Source organism: Nonomuraea sp. NPDC048826, from assembly GCF_043198225.1.
Lineage (GTDB): Bacteria > Actinomycetota > Actinomycetes > Streptosporangiales > Streptosporangiaceae > Nonomuraea.
The window spans coordinates 124,602-142,110 of the sequence record NZ_JBICUQ010000003.1; the positions used below are offsets into that span (position 1 = coordinate 124,602).

At 71.7% G+C, this 17,509-nt stretch carries 17 protein-coding genes; 14 read left to right on the forward strand and 3 right to left on the reverse strand.

From position 1 onward, the window contains the following. Positions 1–66: 66 nt before the first annotated feature. The gene (locus ACGFI7_RS11155; RefSeq protein ID WP_393402202.1) at positions 67–1,059 is read right to left on the reverse strand and encodes a DUF4439 domain-containing protein; all 993 of its coding nucleotides are present in this window, start codon (positions 1,057–1,059) and stop codon (positions 67–69) included. Positions 1,060–1,278: 219 nt separating this feature from the next. On the opposite strand from ACGFI7_RS11155, the gene rimP reads away from it, so the two are divergent. The 8 genes from rimP (at position 1,279) to truB (ending at position 9,106) form a co-directional block, all read left to right on the forward strand. Further along, positions 1,279–1,767 (forward strand): ribosome maturation factor RimP, encoded by a 489-nt coding sequence (rimP, locus tag ACGFI7_RS11160; protein ID WP_393402205.1) that lies wholly within the window; start codon positions 1,279–1,281, stop codon positions 1,765–1,767. Positions 1,768–1,790: 23 nt separating this feature from the next. Beyond that, positions 1,791–2,783 (forward strand): transcription termination factor NusA, encoded by a 993-nt coding sequence (nusA, locus tag ACGFI7_RS11165; protein WP_393403891.1) that lies wholly within the window; start codon positions 1,791–1,793, stop codon positions 2,781–2,783. Further along, the gene (locus ACGFI7_RS11170) at positions 2,767–3,066 is read left to right on the forward strand and encodes a YlxR family protein (protein ID WP_393402208.1); all 300 of its coding nucleotides are present in this window, start codon (positions 2,767–2,769) and stop codon (positions 3,064–3,066) included. Before nusA ends, ACGFI7_RS11170 begins: the two co-directional genes overlap by 17 nt. 126 nt (positions 3,067–3,192) lie before the next feature. Beyond that, positions 3,193–6,309, forward strand: coding sequence for a translation initiation factor IF-2 (infB, locus tag ACGFI7_RS11175; protein ID WP_393402211.1), 3,117 nt, complete (start codon positions 3,193–3,195; stop codon positions 6,307–6,309). A 117-nt stretch (positions 6,310–6,426) separates the two neighbouring features. Continuing rightward, positions 6,427–6,723, forward strand: coding sequence for a DUF503 domain-containing protein (locus ACGFI7_RS11180; protein ID WP_393403894.1), 297 nt, complete (start codon positions 6,427–6,429; stop codon positions 6,721–6,723). A 42-nt stretch (positions 6,724–6,765) separates the two neighbouring features. Continuing rightward, positions 6,766–7,215 (forward strand): 30S ribosome-binding factor RbfA, encoded by a 450-nt coding sequence (gene rbfA / locus ACGFI7_RS11185; protein ID WP_393402214.1) that lies wholly within the window; start codon positions 6,766–6,768, stop codon positions 7,213–7,215. Next, positions 7,212–8,234 carry a bifunctional oligoribonuclease/PAP phosphatase NrnA gene (locus tag ACGFI7_RS11190; RefSeq protein WP_393402217.1) on the forward strand — a complete coding sequence of 341 codons (1,023 nt, stop codon included), beginning with the start codon at positions 7,212–7,214 and terminating at the stop codon, positions 8,232–8,234. The genes rbfA and ACGFI7_RS11190 overlap by 4 nt, the downstream gene beginning before the upstream one ends. Beyond that, positions 8,234–9,106, forward strand: a complete 873-nt coding sequence (gene truB, locus ACGFI7_RS11195) for a tRNA pseudouridine(55) synthase TruB (protein ID WP_393402219.1) — start codon at positions 8,234–8,236, stop codon at positions 9,104–9,106. Before ACGFI7_RS11190 ends, truB begins: the two co-directional genes overlap by 1 nt. A gap of 1 nt (position 9,107) precedes the next feature. Here truB and ACGFI7_RS11200 read toward each other — a convergent pair whose 3' ends face one another. Next, positions 9,108–10,130, reverse strand: coding sequence for a TRM11 family SAM-dependent methyltransferase (locus tag ACGFI7_RS11200; protein WP_393402221.1), 1,023 nt, complete (start codon positions 10,128–10,130; stop codon positions 9,108–9,110). An 80-nt stretch (positions 10,131–10,210) separates the two neighbouring features. On the opposite strand from ACGFI7_RS11200, the gene ACGFI7_RS11205 reads away from it, so the two are divergent. Further along, on the forward strand, positions 10,211–11,137 hold the full coding sequence (locus ACGFI7_RS11205) for a bifunctional riboflavin kinase/FAD synthetase (protein ID WP_393402223.1): 927 nt from the start codon (positions 10,211–10,213) through the stop codon (positions 11,135–11,137). A 9-nt stretch (positions 11,138–11,146) separates the two neighbouring features. On the opposite strand, the gene ACGFI7_RS11210 is transcribed toward ACGFI7_RS11205, so the two are convergent. After that, positions 11,147–11,740, reverse strand: coding sequence for a TetR/AcrR family transcriptional regulator (locus ACGFI7_RS11210; protein ID WP_393402225.1), 594 nt, complete (start codon positions 11,738–11,740; stop codon positions 11,147–11,149). A 77-nt stretch (positions 11,741–11,817) separates the two neighbouring features. Here ACGFI7_RS11210 and ACGFI7_RS11215 point away from each other — a divergent pair, with 77 nt between their 5' ends. The 5 genes from ACGFI7_RS11215 (at position 11,818) to dapB (ending at position 17,457) form a co-directional block, all read left to right on the forward strand. After that, positions 11,818–12,219 carry a VOC family protein gene (locus tag ACGFI7_RS11215; protein ID WP_393402227.1) on the forward strand — a complete coding sequence of 134 codons (402 nt, stop codon included), beginning with the start codon at positions 11,818–11,820 and terminating at the stop codon, positions 12,217–12,219. 167 nt (positions 12,220–12,386) lie between these two features. Then, on the forward strand, positions 12,387–12,656 hold the full coding sequence (gene rpsO, locus ACGFI7_RS11220; protein ID WP_393402230.1) for a 30S ribosomal protein S15: 270 nt from the start codon (positions 12,387–12,389) through the stop codon (positions 12,654–12,656). A gap of 332 nt (positions 12,657–12,988) precedes the next feature. Next, positions 12,989–15,334, forward strand: coding sequence for a polyribonucleotide nucleotidyltransferase (locus ACGFI7_RS11225; RefSeq protein WP_393402232.1), 2,346 nt, complete (start codon positions 12,989–12,991; stop codon positions 15,332–15,334). Positions 15,335–15,383: 49 nt separating this feature from the next. Next, positions 15,384–16,694 (forward strand): M16 family metallopeptidase, encoded by a 1,311-nt coding sequence (locus ACGFI7_RS11230; protein WP_393402235.1) that lies wholly within the window; start codon positions 15,384–15,386, stop codon positions 16,692–16,694. Between the two features lie 25 nt (positions 16,695–16,719). Next, positions 16,720–17,457 carry a 4-hydroxy-tetrahydrodipicolinate reductase gene (gene dapB / locus ACGFI7_RS11235; protein WP_393402237.1) on the forward strand — a complete coding sequence of 246 codons (738 nt, stop codon included), beginning with the start codon at positions 16,720–16,722 and terminating at the stop codon, positions 17,455–17,457. Positions 17,458–17,509: the final 52 nt, after the last annotated feature.

Sequence of the window (17,509 nt, forward strand, 5' to 3'; positions counted from 1 at the left end):
AACGACTAGTTGATGTCAACTATTCGACGGTGCGCAAGCAGCCCGGGTGACGGACTCGAAAGGAGCTCAGCCGCTCGGCGACGGGGTGGGCGTCGGCGCGGCGGGGACGGGCATGCCGGGGAAGGCCGTGGCCGGCCCGGCGCGGAACGAGTGGCCGCGCAGGACCGTCTCCTGCATGGCCACCGCCGCATAGCGCCGCAGCGCGACGTCGGCGGCCGCGACCAGCTCCAGGTAGGAGGCGGTGAGCCCGGTCTCCACGTGGGCGGCCAGCCGGGCGGCCGCGGGCCCGCTGGACGGGATGGACGGCAGCGCGTAGGACGCCTGGGGCTCGGCGGGCTCGCCGCCGCGGGCGGTGATGAGCGCGCGCAGCTCGTCGCGCCGGTCGCGGTGCGCGTCGAAGGCGCGGGTGAGGCGGGCGCGCAGGGAGCCGCTGGTGCGCGCGCCCAGCAGGCCGTACGCGAAGACCGCGGCGTGCTCGGCCGCGAGCGCCTTGCGGAGCTTCTCCACGTCGGCCGGGTCGGCGCCGCTTGCGGCGGGCGGCGGCTGGGGCGGCTTGACGGCGGCAGCGGCGGTGGTGGCGGCGTGCAGGATCTCGCAGGCTCCCATGCTCGCCACCAGCTGGGCCAGCGCGGGGGCCACGCCGGCGAGCTGGGCGGGCCGCCGCGCCGCCGACTTGCGCTCCAGCGCCCGCATCCGCCCCGGCGTCATCGTGGGAGTGGACGTGGGGGAAGCCGTGGGGGAGGCCGTCGGGGTCGCGGGGGAGGCGGACGTCGTGGGGCCGGGTGGCCGCGTCGCGAGGTCGGGGTAGCGCCGCCGCAGCTCGGCCAGGTGCGCCTGGTGATGGTCGCGGAGGCCGACGAGCTCGTCGTCGCCGCCCGCGATCAGCGCCGAGTAGAGCGCGATGGTCCGCTCCTTGTCGGCGATGAGCGTGCGGGCCAGGGCCTGCTCGGGGGTGTCGCGTACCGGCTCGGGGTCGGGGGTCGCGCCGCAGCCCGCGAGCGCCGCCACGGCGGCCCCGCCCGCCAGCAGGGCTCGCCTGGAGAGGTGAGGCTGGCGCACGAGCAGGACCTTTCAACTGTTACGGACCGCAGACAGCATCGTACGGGCTCGTGCCGCCGCACGCGGTCAGGCGCGGCCCGTACGGGAGGCGCGGCGCGAAGATCGCTCACGATGCGGAATCCACCGGCTTCAGCCGTGGAGTGAAGCCGAACAGATAGGGTGTCAACAGCCAGTGGCGAGGTCCGCCCCGGCTGTGACTTGACAATAGGGGAGGTCGGTATGGGCAGCGCGTCACCCCGCGACCACCTGATGAAGATCCTGGAGCCCGTGGTCGCCGCGGAGGGCCTCGATCTGGAGGACGTGACGGTCACCCAGGCCGGCAAGCGCCGGCTGCTGCGGGTGGTCGTCGACTGTGACGGCGGCGTGAGTCTCGACCACGTGGCCGACGTGAGCCAGGCCGTCTCCGCGGCGCTCGACCAGGACGACGCGATGGGCGCCGCTCCCTACACGCTCGAGGTCTCCTCACCCGGCGTGGACCGCCCGCTGACCGAGCCGCGCCACTGGAGGCGCGCCGCCAAGCGGCTGGTCAAGGTGGAGATGAGAGACGGCGGCCTGATCGAGGGCAGGGTGCTGTCCGCCGACGACACCGGGGTGGACCTCGACGTCGACGGCGCCGCCCGCAGGCTCGACTATCAAGACCTGGCCCGTGGGCGGGTGCAGGTGGAGTTCCGCCGCATCGACGACGACGTCGACGGCGACGAGGGCTAAGGGGGAGCCTCGTGGACATCGACATGAGCGTCCTGCGCAGCCTGGAGCGGGAGAAGGACATCTCCTTCGACCTGGTCGTCAAGGCCATCGAAGACGCGCTGCTGATCGCGTACTTCCGCACCGAAGGCGCCGCCGCCAAGGCCCGCGCCGAGCTCGACAAGGCGACGGGTCACGTGACGATCTGGGCGGCCGAGCTCGACGAGGACGGCGAGATCGTGCGCGAGTACGACGACACTCCGGGCAACTTCAGCCGGATCGCGGCCACCACGGCCAAGCAGGTCATCCTGCAGCAGCTGCGCGACGCCGAGGACGAGATCAACTTCGGCGAGTTCGCCAGCCGCGAGGGCGAGCTGGTCTCCGGCGTGATCCAGCAGGGCAAGGACCCGCGGGTGGTGCTGGTCGACCTCGGCAAGATCGAGGCCGTGCTGCCCGCCCACGAGCAGGTGCCGGGTGAGGAATACACCCACGGCGAGCGCATCCGCGCCTACGTGGTCCAGGTGAAGAAGGGTCACAAGGGCCCGTCGGTCACCCTCTCGCGCACCCATCCGGGGCTGGTGAAGAAGCTCTTCGCGCTGGAGGTGCCGGAGATCGCCGACGGCACGGTCGAGATCGCCGCGGTGGCGCGCGAGGCCGGCCACCGCACCAAGATCGCCGTACGGTCGCGCAAGCCCGGCGTCAACGCCAAGGGCGCCTGTATCGGCCCGATGGGTTCGCGGGTGCGCAACGTGATGACCGAGCTGCACGGCGAGAAGATCGACATCATCGACTGGTCCGAGGATCCAGGAGAGTTCGTCGGGAATGCCCTGTCTCCCGCGCGTGTTTCCCATGTCGAGGTTCTCGATCTCGACGGACGGGTGGCGCGGGTGATCGTGCCCGACTACCAGCTCTCGCTGGCTATCGGCAAGGAAGGGCAGAATGCCCGGCTTGCCGCTCGGCTGACGGGCTGGCGGATCGACATCCGTCCCGACACTCAGGCAGAGGATGCCGCCGGTTCCGTAGATGCGTCGACACGGTAATCTGGAATATGGTTGCCACGCGGCCCCACAGCGCACCTGTGTGGGCTGCAGGGTTCGCACGGATAAGTCCGAGCTGCTCCGACTGGTGCTGATCGAGGACCGGGTGGTCCCCGACCAGCGAGGACGGCTTCCTGGCAGGGGTGCATCGCTGCATCCGTCCATGAGCTGTCTGGAGCTTGCCGAGCGTCGCCGGGCGTTTCCGCGCGCGTTTCGCGTGCCGGGGCCGCTCGACGTCTCGCGGGTGCGGGCGCACCTGGGAGGAGAACCACGAAATGTCATGTAGGACGCCGAGTTGATGGGGCGGAGTCAGATTGCTATGAGCGCCTGATGAGCACGCGGCGATGAAGACGTCAAGGTAGCGACGGTCCGGACGGCACAGCCAGCCTCCCGGGCCGAGTTAGGGAGTGCAGTGGCGAAGGTCCGGGTATACGAGCTCGCTAAGGAGTTCGGCGTAGAGAGCAAGGTCGTCATGGCCAAGCTCCAGGAGATGGGGGAGTTCGTCCGTTCGGCGTCCTCGACCATCGAAGCGCCGGTGGTCCGCAGGCTCACCGAAGCTCTGGGCGTGTCGAAGGGCGCGCCCTCGAAGGGCGGCGGTTCGCCGTCCCACAGGCCGCAGCCGCCGAAGGCTGCCCCACGGCCGGCAGACAGCCAGGCCGGCAACGGCGCCCCGCAGGCGCCGATGCCCTCACCTCCGCGTCCCGGGCCCAAGCCCGGTCCGCGGCCAGGCCCCGCGGGCGGCTCGCGCCCGTCGGCGCCGCAGCAACAGCCGCCGCAGCAGCAGCCGCAACCGCAGCAGCCGCAGCAGCAGCCCGAGGCCGCCCGCGGCGAGACCTCCAGCGCTCCGCAGGCGCGGTTCGAGACCGGCCAGCGGCCGGCGCCCGGCCCGCGTCCCGGTCCCGCGGCACGTCCCGGCCCGAAGCCGGGTCCCGCGCAGCGTCCCGGCGGCTCGTCCGGCGGTCCGTCCGGCGGCGGTTCCGCGCAGGCCCCGCGCCCCGGCGCGCCGGCCGGCGGCGGTCCGCGTCCCGGCCCCAAGCCGGGTCCCCGCGGCCCGCGTCCCGGCAACAACCCGTTCTCGTCCAACGCGAGCGGCATGGGCCAGGCGCGTCCGCGTCCCGGTGGCAACCGCGAAGGCGGCTCCGGCCCGCGTGAGCGTCGCGACGGTCCGCCGCGTGACGGCGCGATGCCGCGTCCGCCGCAGGGTCGCGGCGACCGGCCCACGCCCGGTCCGCGTCCCGGCCCGCCCGGTGCGGCCGGTCCGCGTCCGGGTCCCGGCGCCGGTGGTCCGCGTCCCGGTCCTGGTGCGGGTGGCCCGCGTCCCGGCGGTCCGCGTCCCAACCCGATGATGATGCCGCAGGGCCGTCCTGCCGGTCCCGGCGGCGGCGGTGGCCGTCCCGGTGGTCCGGGTGGCGGCGGCGGTCGTCCCGGCGGCGGCGGTGGCCGTCCCGGCGGCGGTGGCGGTGGCGGTCGTCCCGGTGGCGGTGGCGGCGGTTTCGCCGGCCGTCCGGGTGGCGGCGGTCAGCGCACGGGCACCGGCGGTCCCGGTGGCGGCGGCGGTTTCGCCGGTCGCCCCGGCGGCGGTGGCCGTGGTCGCGGTGGCGGCACGGCGGGCGCCTTCGGGCGTCCCGGCGGTCGTCCCGCCCGTGGTCGCAAGTCCAAGCGTCAGAGGCGCCAGGAGTTCGACAATATGTCGGCGCCGGCGATCGGCGGTGTGCAGGTCGCCCGCGGCAACGGCGCGACGATCCGGCTGCCGCGCGGTGCGTCGCTGTCCGACTTCGCCGACCGCATCGGGGCCCTCCCCGCGTCGCTGGTGCAGATCATGCTGCACCTCGGCGAGATGGTGACGGCCACGCAGTCGGTCAACGAGGAGACGCTGCAGCTGCTCGGCGCCGAGCTGGACTACAACATCCAGGTCGTCAGCCCCGAGGAGGAGGACCGCGAGCTTCTCGAGGCCTTCGACATCGAGTTCGGCGAGGACGAGGGCGACGAGGCCGACCTGGCCGCGCGTCCGCCCGTGGTGACCGTCATGGGTCACGTCGACCACGGTAAGACCAAGCTGCTCGACGCGATCCGCAAGACCAACATCGCGGCGCGCGAGGCGGGTGGCATCACCCAGCACATCGGCGCCTACCAGGTCGAGACCGAGCACGAAGGCGAAGACCGCAAGGTCACCTTCATCGACACCCCGGGTCACGAGGCGTTCACCGCCATGCGTGCCCGAGGCGCGAAGTCCACGGACATCGCGGTGCTGGTGGTCGCGGCCGACGACGGTGTGAAGCCGCAGACGATCGAGGCGCTCAACCACGCCCAGGCGGCCGACGTGCCGGTCGTGGTCGCGGTCAACAAGGTCGACAAGGAGGGCGCCGACCCGAGCAAGGTCAGGGCCCAGCTCACCGAGTACGGCCTGGTGGCCGAGGAGTACGGCGGCTCGACGCTGTTCGTCGACATCTCCGCGCTCAAGGGCCAGGGCATCGACAACCTGCTCGAGGCCATCCTGCTGACCGCCGACGCCGAGCTCGACCTGCGGGCCAACCCGACGATGGACGCTCAGGGCATCGCGATCGAGGCCAACCTCGACAAGGGCCGCGGCCCGGTCGCGACCGTCCTGGTCCAGCGCGGCACGCTCCGCGTGGGCGACTCGATCGTCTGTGGCGAGGCCTACGGCCGCGTCCGGGCGATGCTCGACGACACCGGCGAGCCGGTGGAGGAGGCCACGCCGTCGCGTCCCGTCCTGGTGATGGGTCTGACGGCGGTGCCGAGCGCCGGCGACAACTTCATCGTGGTCGCCGACGACCGGATGGCCCGGCAGATCGCCCAGCAGCGCGCGGCGCGCAAGCGCAGCGCCGACATGGCGAAGTCGAGCCGCAGGCGCACCCTCGAAGAGCTGTTCAGCGACCTTGAGAAGGGCCGCGTCGACGAGCTCAAGCTCATCATCAAGGGTGACGTGTCCGGTTCGGTGGAAGCGCTGGAAGACGCCCTGCTCAAGATCGATGTCGGCGACGAGGTCAGGCTCCGTGTCCTGCACCGCGCCGTCGGTGCGATCACCGAGTACGACGTCAACCTCGCCGTCGCCGACGACAACGCGGTCATCATCGGCTTCAACGTCCGCCCCGAGCCCCGGGCGCGCGACCTGGCCGAGCGCGAGGGCGTCGACATCCGCTACTACTCGGTCATCTACCAGGCGATCGAGGAGATCGAGGCGGCGCTCAAGGGCATGCTCAAGCCCGAGTTCGAAGAGGTCCAGATGGGCACGGCCGAAGTCCGCGAGGTCTTCAAGGTGCCGAAGATCGGCAACGTCGCCGGTTCTCTGGTCCGCTCGGGCGTGATCACCCGAAACAGCAAGGCCAGGCTGATCCGCGACGGCGTCGTCATCGCGGACAACCTGACCGTGTCGTCGCTGCGCCGGTTCAAGGATGACGCGACCGAGGTCCGTGAGGGCTTCGAGTGCGGCATCGGCGTCGGCTACAACGACATCAGGCTCGACGACGTCATCGAGACGTTCGAGATGCGGGAGAAGCCGCGGGTGTGACCCGTGGCCGGGCGCCCGGCGGCTCATCCGCCGGGCGCCTTACGCACGTCCGGGCCGGTCATCCGCCGCACCGGTCCGGCGTGCGCTCGACACCAGTGCAAGCGGCGGCTGCCAACGATGTATGTGGGTGCCCTGACCCTGGACATCCTGCTCGGCGACGTTCATTCGCTGAAGCAGAAACGATCCGTCGTGCGTCCCCTGGTCGCCGAGCTGTTGCGGCGCTTTCCCGCCGTGGCCGTGGCCGAGGTGGGCCATCTCGACCTCCACCGAAGAGCCGAGGTCGGCATCGCGGTGATCTCCGCCTCTGCGGGTAACTGCAAAGAGGTGATGGACTCCTGCGAGCGGCTGGTGGCCTTCCGTCCCGAGATCGAGCTCCTGTCAGCCAGGCAGCGGCTCTACAACGACGAAGACTGAACGACAGCGCGACCGCCGGTCGCGCGTGAAGGGGGAGCGAACATGGTGGATGCAGCACGAGCGCGCAAGCTCGCGGACCGCATCCAGCAGATCGTCGCCGAGATGCTGGAGCGCCGGATCAAGGACCCGCGTCTGGGCTTCGTCACCGTGACGGACACGCGGATCACCGCCGACCTGCGCGAGGCGACGGTCTTCTACACGGTGTTCGGCTCCGAGGCCGAGCGGGCCGACAGCGCGGCCGCCCTGGAGAGCGCCAAGGGGATCATCAGGTCCGAGGTGGGCCGCCAGACCGGCGTGCGCTTCACCCCGACGCTGACGTTCAAGCACGACCCGCTGCCCGACAGTGCCCGCCAGCTCGACGACCTGATCCTGGCCGCCCGGGCCCGGGACGCCGAGGTGGCGCGCCAGGCGGAGAACGCCTCCTACGCGGGTGAGTCCGACCCGTACCGTAAGCCGGAGGACGACGAGCCGGACGGGCCCGTGGCGCCGTGACCCCCGACGTGCGCGACAGGCCGGGCCGCCCGGCCAGGAGTGGTTCCGTCACGGTGTCCGAAGACGCCTGGGAGTCGACGGTCCGCCTCATCTCCGAGGCCGACGAGATCGCGCTGGCCTGCCACATCTCGCCGGACGGCGACGCGCTCGGCTCGATGCTGGCCGTCGGGTTCGTGCTGCGCTCGATGGGCAAGCGGGTGGCCGCCTCGTTCGGCGACCGTGACTTCGCGGTGCCGCGCCTGCTCCGCTTCCTGCCGGGGCAGAACATGCTGGTGCCGCCGGACCGCTACCCGCCCGAGCCCGACCTCATGATCACCTTCGACTCGCCGTCCGTCGCCCGGCTGGGGCTGCTGGAGGGCAGCGTACGCCGGGCCCGCGCGCTGATCGTGGTCGACCACCACCCGTCCAACGACGGCTTCGGCACGGTCGACCTCATCGACGCGCGCGCGGCGGCCACCGCGATGCTGGCCGAGCAGCTGATCTACCGGCTCGGCGGCTCGCTCGACCGCGACATCGCCACCTGCCTGTACGCGGGGCTGGTCACCGACACCGGCTCGTTCCGCCACTCGTCCACCACCCCGGCCGCGCACCAGATGGCGGCCCGGCTGGTGGCCACCGGGCTGCACACCGACGAGATCGCCAGGGAGCTGTGGGACCGGTCCCCGTTCGGCTACCTCAAGGTGCTGGCCGCGGCGCTGGACCGGGTCCGGCTGGACGACGGCCTGGTCTGGACGTACGTGACCCGGGTCGACCGGGCCGCGTACGGGCTGCCGTACTCGGAGCTCGAAGGCATCATCGACGTGGTGCGGCGCACCGACGAGGCCGACGTGGCGGCGGTGCTCAAAGAGGACGACCAGGGCGCCTGGCAGGTGTCCACCCGGTCCAAGGGCCGCGTCGACGTGGCTCATGTGTGCGCCGCGCTGGGCGGCGGCGGGCACCACAACGCGGCCGGTTTCACTTCGTACGACAGCCCCGACGCCACGATGGCGAAGTTCCGGGCTCTGCTGAGAGAGGCGTGATGGCCGGAAGCGGCTTGATCATCGTCGACAAACCCGCCGGATGGACGTCCCACGACGTGGTGGCCAGGCTGCGCCGGCTGGCGGGCACCCGCCGGGTCGGGCACGCCGGCACGCTCGACCCGATGGCGACCGGCGTGCTCGTCATCGGCGTGGAGAAGGCGACCAGACTGCTCGGCCACCTCGCGCTGACGCAGAAGGTGTACGAGGCCACGATCCGGCTGGGCGTGGCCACGAACACCGACGACGCCGAGGGCGAGGTCACCACGACCGCCTCGGCCGCCGACGTGGCCGAGGAGCGGATCCGGGCGGGCGTGGGCGCGCTCACCGGCGAGATCTCACAGGTCCCGCCGCAGGTCAGCGCGATCAAGGTGAACGGTGAGCGGGCCTACAAACTGGCCCGCGCCGGCACCGGGGTCGAGCTGGCCGCCCGGCCGGTGACGGTGTACGAGTTCGCGATCGGCGGCATCCGGCGGCAGGGCGACGTGATCGACGTCGACGCCGTGGTGCGCTGCTCGTCCGGCACGTACATCCGGGCCCTGGCCCGCGACCTGGGCGCCGGGCTCGGCGTCGGCGGCCACCTGACCGCCCTGCGCCGCACCTCCGTCGGCCCGTACGGGCTCGACCAGGCCAGGACCCTCGACCAGCTCGCCCGGAAGTGCGAGATCCTGCCGATCGGCGAGGCGGTCGCGGCGGCGTTCCCGCGCCGCGACGTGAGCCTGGAGGAGGCCAGGGTCGTCAGGCACGGCGGCCGGCTGCCCGCGGCCGGGCTGGGCAAGGGCCCGATCGGCATGTTCGGGCCCGACGGCGAGCTGCTGGCGCTGGTGGAGGAGCAGGGCCGGCTGGCCAAGCCGCTGGCGGTCTTCGTCTCCTGACTCAGCCGGCCGGCTTGCGCGCCACCATGATGTCGCGCACGATCGCCTGGTCGACCCAGTGCTCGAAGTCGGGATAGTCGACCACGTCGAGCCCGGCCCCGGTGAGCACGCGGGCCAGCTCGTCGCGCCCGCCGCCGTAGGTGTTCCACGAGACGCCCAGCGCGCCGCCCGGCTTCAGCAGCTCGGCCCAGACCGGAGCAGCCCGCTCCAGCAGCTCCAGCGGGCTGCGCGACAGCCCCGTGCCGCCCTTGCTGCCGTGCTGCACCCCGTAGGGCGCGTCGGTGACGACGGCGTGGAACGACCCCGGCTTGAAGAACTCCCGCGCCCGCACGGTGTCGGCGTTGACCACGGTGACCTTCTGCGTCTCGCCCGCCTTGTAGGCCTCCTTGGTCGCCCCGAACACCACGTCGAGCCGCCGCCCCACCAGCGCCCGCTGCCGGCGCACCGGCACGGTCTCGGCGGTGTGCTTGAGCCGCTTGTTCTTCAGCCAGGTGCGCAGGAAGCCGGAGTAGGCCTCGAAGTCCTTGCTGTCGTGGTCGAGCCCGTAGGCGTCGTAGCCGTACATGAGGGCCTGGTTGAGCGTGGTGCCGCGGCCGCAGAGCGGGTCGAGCACGGCGAGCCGGTCGCCGAGGCGGAAGCCGGAGGCCAGCACGGTGACGTTGAGCAGCAGCTTGGTGAAGTGCTCGTTGGTCTTGCCGGCGTACTTCTGGATCGTGAGCAGGTCGCTGCTCAGCCGGTCGAGCGGGGCGAGCTCCGCGGGCCGCAGCAGCTCGCCCTCCACCCCGAACAGCGCGTAGACCGACGACAGGTTGGACAGCAGCGCCATGTCCGCCCCGGAGAGCGGCTCGGCCGTCTCGAAGGTGACGTACGGCAGCCCGCCGATGCGGGTCTCCTCGATGCCCGCCACGTCGGCCGCCAGCCCGCGCCCGGCGAAGACCGCCAGCTCGGCGAGGGTCAGGCGGGGTGCGCTGTCGGCGTAGACCCGGTTGAAGGCAGGCAGGATCAGCAGCGCGTATCGAGGCATGCAGCGGATCGTACCGCCCTCGGTTGCGGGGCACGGGTTCGCGCATGGCAGGCTTGGAGGGTCGATCCGGAAATGAGCGAATGGGGCCGGGCGTGCGTGAATCGGAGCGGTCAGTCGTCACGATCGGCGTGTTCGACGGCGTCCATCGCGGCCATCAGCGAGTGATCAGGCGGGCCGTCGAGACCGCCGCCGAGCACGGCCTGCGCACCGTCGCGCTGACCTTCGAGCCGCCTCCCGAGGAGGTCGTCCGGCCCGGCTACCGCCCGCTCCGTCTGGCCACCGCCAAGCGGCGGTCCGGCCTGCTGCGTGAGCTGGGCGTGGACGAGGTGGTGGTGCTGCCGTTCACGCTGGAGGTGGCGCAGCTGAGCCCGGCGGAGTTCGCCCAGCGCGTGCTGGCCGACCGGCTGCGCGCGGCGGCGGTCGTGGTGGGCGAGGACTTCTCGTTCGGTCACGAGGCGGCGGGCGACGTCGAGACGCTGCGCGCGCTGGGGGAGAAGTACGACTTCACGGCCGAGGGCGTGCCGCTGATCCAGGGCGTCTCCTCGACGCTGGTCCGCGAGCGACTGGTGGCGGGCGACGTCGCCGGCGCGGCCACCGCGCTGGGCCGGCCGCACCGGGTCGAGGGCGTGGTGGTGCGCGGCTACCAGCGGGGGCGGCAGCTCGGCTTCCCGACCGCCAACGTCGAGTCGCCGCCGCAGACCGCCATCCCCGCCGACGGGGTCTACGCGGGGTGGCTGGAGTGCGTGCCGGTGGCCAACCTGCCCGCGCTCTACGAGGGCGAGCGCTGGCCGGCCGCGATCTCGGTCGGCACCAACCCGACGTTCGAGGGGGTGCCGCGCACGGTCGAGGCGTACGCGCTCGACCGCGACGACCTGGAGCTGTACGGGGTGCACGTGGCGGTCGACTTCGCCGCCAGGCTGCGGGGCAACACCCGGTTCGACTCGATCGAGGAGCTCGTCGGCCAGATCCACGCCGACGTCGACCAGGCCCGCCGCCTGACGTCCTGACCCGCCGTCTCACGTCCTGACCCGCAGGCCGTCCAGCATCCGTGACAGGGCGGCCAGCGTGTCGTCCAGGTCGCCCGGCTCCGACTCCGGCCGGGCCAGCCACAGCACCGCCTCGTTCATCGCGCCTGACAGCAGATGGGTGAGCGGGGCGACCGGGCCGGCCGCGATCTCGCCGTTCTCCGCGAGGGCCGCCAGCGCCTCGCCCAGGTGGCGGGCGGAAGCGGCCTCGTCGATCGCGCGCCACTCGGCCCAGCCGAGCACGGCCGGGCCGTCGATGAGCATGATGCGCCGCACGCCGGGGCCGGCGGCGGCCCGCACGAACGCGGCGCAGCCCGCCTTGAGCTGCTCCCACGGGTCGCCCGCCGCGTCGGCCTCGGCGGCCACCTGATCCGCCACCTCTCGCTGCGCCTCTTCCAGCACGGCGCGGAACAGCGCCGCCTTGCCGTCGAAGTGGTGGTAGAGCGCGCCCTTGGTCACCCCGGCCTCGCGCACGATCTCCGCCAGGCCCACCGCGGCGTAGCCCTCGCCAGCGAAGAGCCGCCTGCCGGCCGCCACCAGCGCGCGCCTGGTCGCCTCTCGCTGCTCGGCCCTGGTTCCGGTCATGCACACCGCCTTTGACATACCGATGGTATGCGAACTAGTCTACCGCCACATACCGACGGTATGCGAAAGGGAGCGTCATGGAACTCACCAGCTTCTATCCCGTGATCTGCACCGACAAGGTGGCGGAGTCGCGCGACTTCTACGTGCGCCTGTTCGGGTTCGAGATCACCTTCGAAGCCGACTGGTACGTCAGCCTCAGGCGCGGCTCGTACGAACTGGCCCTGCTCGACCACACGCACCCCACGCTGCCCGAGGCGTACCGGAAGCGGGCGGCGGGGCTGCTGCTCAACTTCGAGGTCGGCGACGCGGACGCCGAGTGGGAGCGGCTCGTCACCGGCGCCGGGCTCACGGCCGCGCTGCCGCTGCGCAGCGAGGACTTCGGGCAGCGGCACTTCATCGTGGCCGACCCCAACGGGGTGCTCATCGACGTCATCCAGCCCATCGAGCCCACCGGCGAGTACGTGGAACAGTATGTGTAGAGTGCGCGCCGTCGCGCGGGCATGCCCTCCGTGGTGGTAGCCTTACATGTCGGCTCTGTGACGGCGGCGCCGTGCGCTGCCCTGAAGGCCTTCGCCGCGGCGACTGTAGGCACGCACGGTCGTTCGCACTTCGCATCCGCGCGTGCCCGTAGCTCATAAGGAGAGCCGTGTCTCTCGACACCGCTGCCAAGAAGACCATCATCGCCGAATACGCGACGACCGACGGCGACACCGGGTCGCCCGAGGTGCAGATCGCGCTGCTGAGCAAGCGCATCAGCGAGCTGACCGAGCACCTCAAGACCCACAAGCACGACCACCACAGCCGTCGTGGCCTGCTGCTCCTCGTGGGCCGCCGGCGCCGTCTGCTGAAGTACCTGCAGAAGGTCGACATCGCGCGTTACCGTGCGCTGATCGAGCGGCTCGGCCTGCGCCGATAGCATGGAAAGGGAGCGGCGGTGACGCCGCTCCCTTCTCATATGGATCCGGCGCTCGGCGCCGGACGCACAACTGAATAACCGAGACACTAGAGCCCCCGCGTCCGCTCAGCACCATGCGACCCGCGACGCCTGCGGGCCGGTCCTCGGTAGTGGCTTCCGGTATTCAGACCGGGCGCTTCGATCGAAGACCGGCGCTGCACCTCCTGATGGGACGTCCGTTCGACGGACCTGCCGCCACCGGTTCAACCACGGTGGGGCGGCACCTTTCCTGTCGGGCACGAGGGTGCCGGTGAAAAAGGGCGCGGGAGACCGACTGACCAAGGAGGTCCCCCGTGGAGGGTGTCCACACCGCTGAAGCCGTCATCGACAACGGCTCTTTCGGCACGCGCACGATCCGGTTCGAGACCGGACGGCTCGCGCGGCAGGCGGCCGGCAGTGCCGTCGCCTATCTCGACAACGACACGATGGTGCTGTCCGCCACGACCGCGTCCAAGCAGCCGAGGGAGAACCTCGACTTCTTCCCGCTCACCGTGGACGTCGAAGAGCGCATGTACGCCGCGGGCCGCATCCCCGGCTCGTTCTTCCGCCGTGAGGGCCGTCCTTCCGAGGACGCCATCCTCACCTGCCGGTTGATCGACCGGCCGCTGCGCCCGTCGTTCGTCAAGGGCCTGCGCAACGAGATCCAGGTGGTCGCCACCATCCTGGCGCTCAACCCCGAGCACCTCTACGACGTGGTGGCGATCAACGCCGCCTCGCTGTCGACCCAGCTCGCCGGGCTGCCGTTCTCCGGCCCGATCGGCGGCGTCCGCGTCGCCCTGATCGACGGCCAGTGGGTGGCCTTCCCGACCCACCACGAGCTGGAGCGGGCCACGTTCGACATGGTCGTGGCGGGGCGGGTGCTCGCCGACGGCGACGTCGCCATCATGATGGTGGAGGCCGAGTCCACCCGCGACACGCTCAAGCTGGTCGCCGAGGGCGCCGTCGCGCCCACCGAGGAGACCGTGGCCGAGGGCCTCGAGGCCGCCAAGCCGTTCATCAAGGTGCTGTGCGAGGCGCAGTCCCGGATCGCCCAGGTCGCCGCCAAGGAGACCGCCGAATACCCGCTCTTCCTCGACTACCAGGACGACGTCCTGGCCGCCGTGGAGGCCGCGGTGAAGAACGAGCTGGCCACCGCGCTCACCATCGCCGGCAAGCAGGAGCGCGAGAACGAGCTCGACAAGGTCAAGGCGCTGGCCGGCGAGAAGCTGCTGCCCGAGTTCGAGGGGCGCGAGAAGGAGATCTCCGCCGCCTTCCGCTCGGTGATGAAGAAGCTCATGCGCGAGCGCGTGCTCAAGGAGGGCGTGCGCATCGACGGCCGCGGTCCCAAGGACATCCGCGCGCTGTCCGCCGAGGTCCACGTGGTGCCCCGGGTGCACGGCTCGGCCCTGTTCGAGCGCGGCGAGACCCAGATCATGGGCATCACCACGCTCAACATGCTGCGCATGGAGCAGGTCATCGACACGCTCAACCCTGAGCGGACCAAGCGCTACATGCACAACTACAACTTCCCGCCCTACTCCACCGGTGAGACCGGCCGGGTGGGCTCGCCCAAGCGCCGCGAGATCGGCCATGGCGCGCTCGCCGAGCGGGCGCTGATCCCGGTCCTGCCGTCGCGTGAGGAGTTCCCCTACGCGATCCGGCAGGTCTCCGAGGCGCTCGGCTCCAACGGCTCGACGTCGATGGGCTCGGTCTGCGCCTCCACGATGGCGCTGCTCGACGCGGGTGTGCCGCTCAGGGAGATGGTCGCGGGCATCGCGATGGGCCTGATCGGCGAGGGCGACGACTTCGTCACCCTGACCGACATCCTCGGCGCCGAGGACGCCATGGGCGACATGGACTTCAAGGTCGCCGGCACCAAGGACGTCATCACCGCCCTGCAGCTCGACACCAAGCTCGACGGCATCCCCGCCTCGGTCCTGGCCGGCGCGCTCAAGCAGGCCAAGGGCGCCCGGCTGGCGATCCTCGAGGTGATGCAGGAGGCGATCGACTCCCCGGCGGAGATGAACCCGACCGCGCCGCGCATCATCACGATCAAGGTCCCGGTCGACAAGATCGGCGAGGTCATCGGCCCGAAGGGCAAGATGATCAACCAGATCCAGGACGACACCGGCGCCGAGATCACCATCGAGGACGACGGCACGATCTACATCGGCGCCACCGACGGCCCGTCGGCCGAGGCCGCGCGGTCGGCGATCAACGCGATCGCCAACCCGCACATGCCGGAGGTCGGCGAGCGCTACTTGGGCACGGTCGTGAAGATCGCCGCCTTCGGCGCGTTCGTCTCGCTCATGCCCGGCAAGGACGGCCTGCTGCACGTCTCCCAGATCCGCAAGCTGCACGGCGGCAAGCGCATCGAGAACGTCGAGGACGTCATGAGCGTCGGCGAGAAGGTCCAGGTGGAGATCGCCGAGATCGACCAGCGCGGCAAGCTCTCGCTGGTGCCGGTCGAGGTCATCGAGAAGGAGGCCGCCGAGAAGGAGGCCAGGGGCGAGTCCGGCGAGTCCGGCGAGTCCGGCGAGTCCGGCCGGCCCGAGTCCCCGGCGGCGTCCGACGGCGGCGAGAAGTCCGACCGCCCGCGCCGCACCCGCACCCGCGTCCGCACCCGCGGCGGGTCCGAGGGGGACGACCGCAACTCGTGACGGCGACGACCAGACACGGAGCCGTGGTCACGCCGGCGGAGGAGGCCCCGTGACCACGACCACGCTGCACGCCGGCCGCGACGGGGCAGGGGTGGTCAAGCGCACCACCCTCCCCGGCGGCCTGCGGGTGGTGACGGAGACCATGCCGACCGTGCGCAGCGTCGCGGTCGGCATGTGGGTCGGCATCGGCTCGCGCGACGAGGCCCCCGAGCACGCGGGGGCCACCCACTTCCTCGAACACCTGCTGTTCAAGGGCACGCCCACGAGGGACGCCATGGAGATCTCGGCGTCCGTCGAGGGCATCGGGGGCGAGATCAACGCCTTCACCGCCAAGGAGTACACCTGCTACTACGCGCGGGTGCTCGACGAGGACCTGCCGATCGCGGTGGACGTCCTCGCCGACGTGGTGACGAGCTCGCTCATCGACGCCGACGACGTGGAGTCCGAGCGTGGCGTGATCCTGGAGGAGATCGCCATGCACGACGACGACCCGTCCGACGTGGTGCACGAGCAGTTCGCCGCCGCACTCTACGGTGACCAGCCGATCGGGCGGCCGATCCTGGGCACGGTCGAGTCGATCAACGCGCTCGGCCGCGACCGGATCGCCGAATACTACCGCCGCTACTACCAGCCGCCGCTCACCGTCGTCTCCGTGGCCGGGAACATCCGCCACGAGGAGGTCGTGGAGCTGGTCGCGCGGGCCTACGAACGGGCCGGCGCGCTCAGCGGGCCCGCCGAGTCCGCCCGGCCGCGCACCAGCGGCCCCGGCGCCGACACCCGCTCCGGCGTCCGCGTCCTCGACCGGCCGACCGAGCAGGCCAACCTGGTGCTCGGCACGACCGGCATGTGCCGCACCGACGACCGGCGCTTCGCGCTCGGCGTGCTCAACGCCGCGCTCGGCGGCGGCATGTCGTCGCGGCTCTTCCAGGAGATCAGGGAGAAGCGCGGCCTGGCGTACTCCGCCTACAGCTACACCTCCGCCTACGCCGACACCGGGCAGTTCGGCATCTATGTCGGCTGCCTGCCCTCCAAGATCGACGACGTGCTCAAGATCTGCCGCGACGAGGTGGCCAGGGTGGTGGCCGAGGGCCTGACCGAAGAGGAGATCGTCCGCGGCAAGGGCCAGATGCGCGGCGGGCTCGTGCTCGGCCTGGAGGACACCGGCTCACGCATGTCCCGCATCGGCAAGAACGAGCTGGTGTACGACGAGCTGCTGTCGGTGGACGAGGTGCTGGCCCGCATCGACGCGGTCACCGCCGAGGAGATCTCGGGGGTCGCCGCCGACGTGTTCAGCCGGCCGCTCACGCTCGCCGTGATCGGCCCGTACGGCGACAAGGACTTCTCCCACGCCATCGCCTGAGAGCTCCGGGTATAGGGTTGACCCTGTGATCAAGGTAGGTGTGCTCGGCGCCCGCGGTCGCGTGGGCGTCGAGGTGTGCAAGGCGGTCGAGGCGGCTTCCGACCTGGAGCTGGTGGCCGCGATCGACAAGGACGACCCGATCGAGGGCCTTGAGGGCGCCGAGGTGGTGGTCGACTTCACCCATCCCGACGTGGTGATGGGCAACCTGGAATGGGCGATCGCCCACGGCATCCACCCGGTGGTCGGCACCACTGGCTTCGACGCGGGGCGGCTCGACACCGTGCGGGGCTGGCTGGCCGGCTCGCCCGGCACCAACTGCCTGATCGCCCCCAACTTCGGCATCGCGGCCGTGCTCATGATGCACTTCGCCCAGCAGGCCGCCCGCCACTTCGAGTCCGTCGAGATCATCGAGCTCCACCACCCGAACAAGGCCGACGCCCCCTCGGGCACCGCCCGGCGCACCGCCGAGCTGGTCGCCGAGGCCCGCGCCAAGGCCGGGGCGGGGCCGATGCCCGACGCCACCAGCTCCGAGCTCGACGGGGCGCGCGGCGCCGACGTCGACGGGGTCCGCGTGCACGCGGTCCGCCTGTCCGGGCTCATCGCCCACCAGGAGGTGCTGCTCGGCGGCGGCGGCGAGACCCTCACCCTCCGCCACGACACGATGAACCGCGCGGCGTTCACCCCCGGAGTGCTCCTCGGCGTGCGGCGGGTGGGTGAGCTGCCCGGGCTGACCATCGGCCTGGAGCGCCTGCTCGACCTCTGACGACGCGCCGTGCCCGCCACCTCCGCAGAGGTCGGCGGGCACGGGCGAGGAG

Excerpts from the sequence above, each read along its gene's own strand:
- rimP (WP_393402205.1), top strand. The coding sequence starts at position 1,279 with ATGGGCAGCGCGTCACCCCGCGACCACCTGATGAAGATCCTGGAGCCC.
- nusA (WP_393403891.1), top strand. The coding sequence starts at position 1,791 with ATGAGCGTCCTGCGCAGCCTGGAGCGGGAGAAGGACATCTCCTTCGAC.
- ACGFI7_RS11170 (WP_393402208.1), top strand. The coding sequence starts at position 2,767 with ATGCGTCGACACGGTAATCTGGAATATGGTTGCCACGCGGCCCCACAG.
- ACGFI7_RS11180 (WP_393403894.1), top strand. The coding sequence starts at position 6,427 with ATGTATGTGGGTGCCCTGACCCTGGACATCCTGCTCGGCGACGTTCAT.
- rbfA (WP_393402214.1), top strand. The coding sequence starts at position 6,766 with ATGGTGGATGCAGCACGAGCGCGCAAGCTCGCGGACCGCATCCAGCAG.
- truB (WP_393402219.1), top strand. The coding sequence starts at position 8,234 with ATGGCCGGAAGCGGCTTGATCATCGTCGACAAACCCGCCGGATGGACG.
- ACGFI7_RS11200 (WP_393402221.1), bottom strand. The coding sequence starts at position 10,130 with ATGCCTCGATACGCGCTGCTGATCCTGCCTGCCTTCAACCGGGTCTAC.
- ACGFI7_RS11205 (WP_393402223.1), top strand. The coding sequence starts at position 10,211 with ATGGGGCCGGGCGTGCGTGAATCGGAGCGGTCAGTCGTCACGATCGGC.
- ACGFI7_RS11210 (WP_393402225.1), bottom strand. The coding sequence starts at position 11,740 with ATGACCGGAACCAGGGCCGAGCAGCGAGAGGCGACCAGGCGCGCGCTG.
- ACGFI7_RS11215 (WP_393402227.1), top strand. The coding sequence starts at position 11,818 with ATGGAACTCACCAGCTTCTATCCCGTGATCTGCACCGACAAGGTGGCG.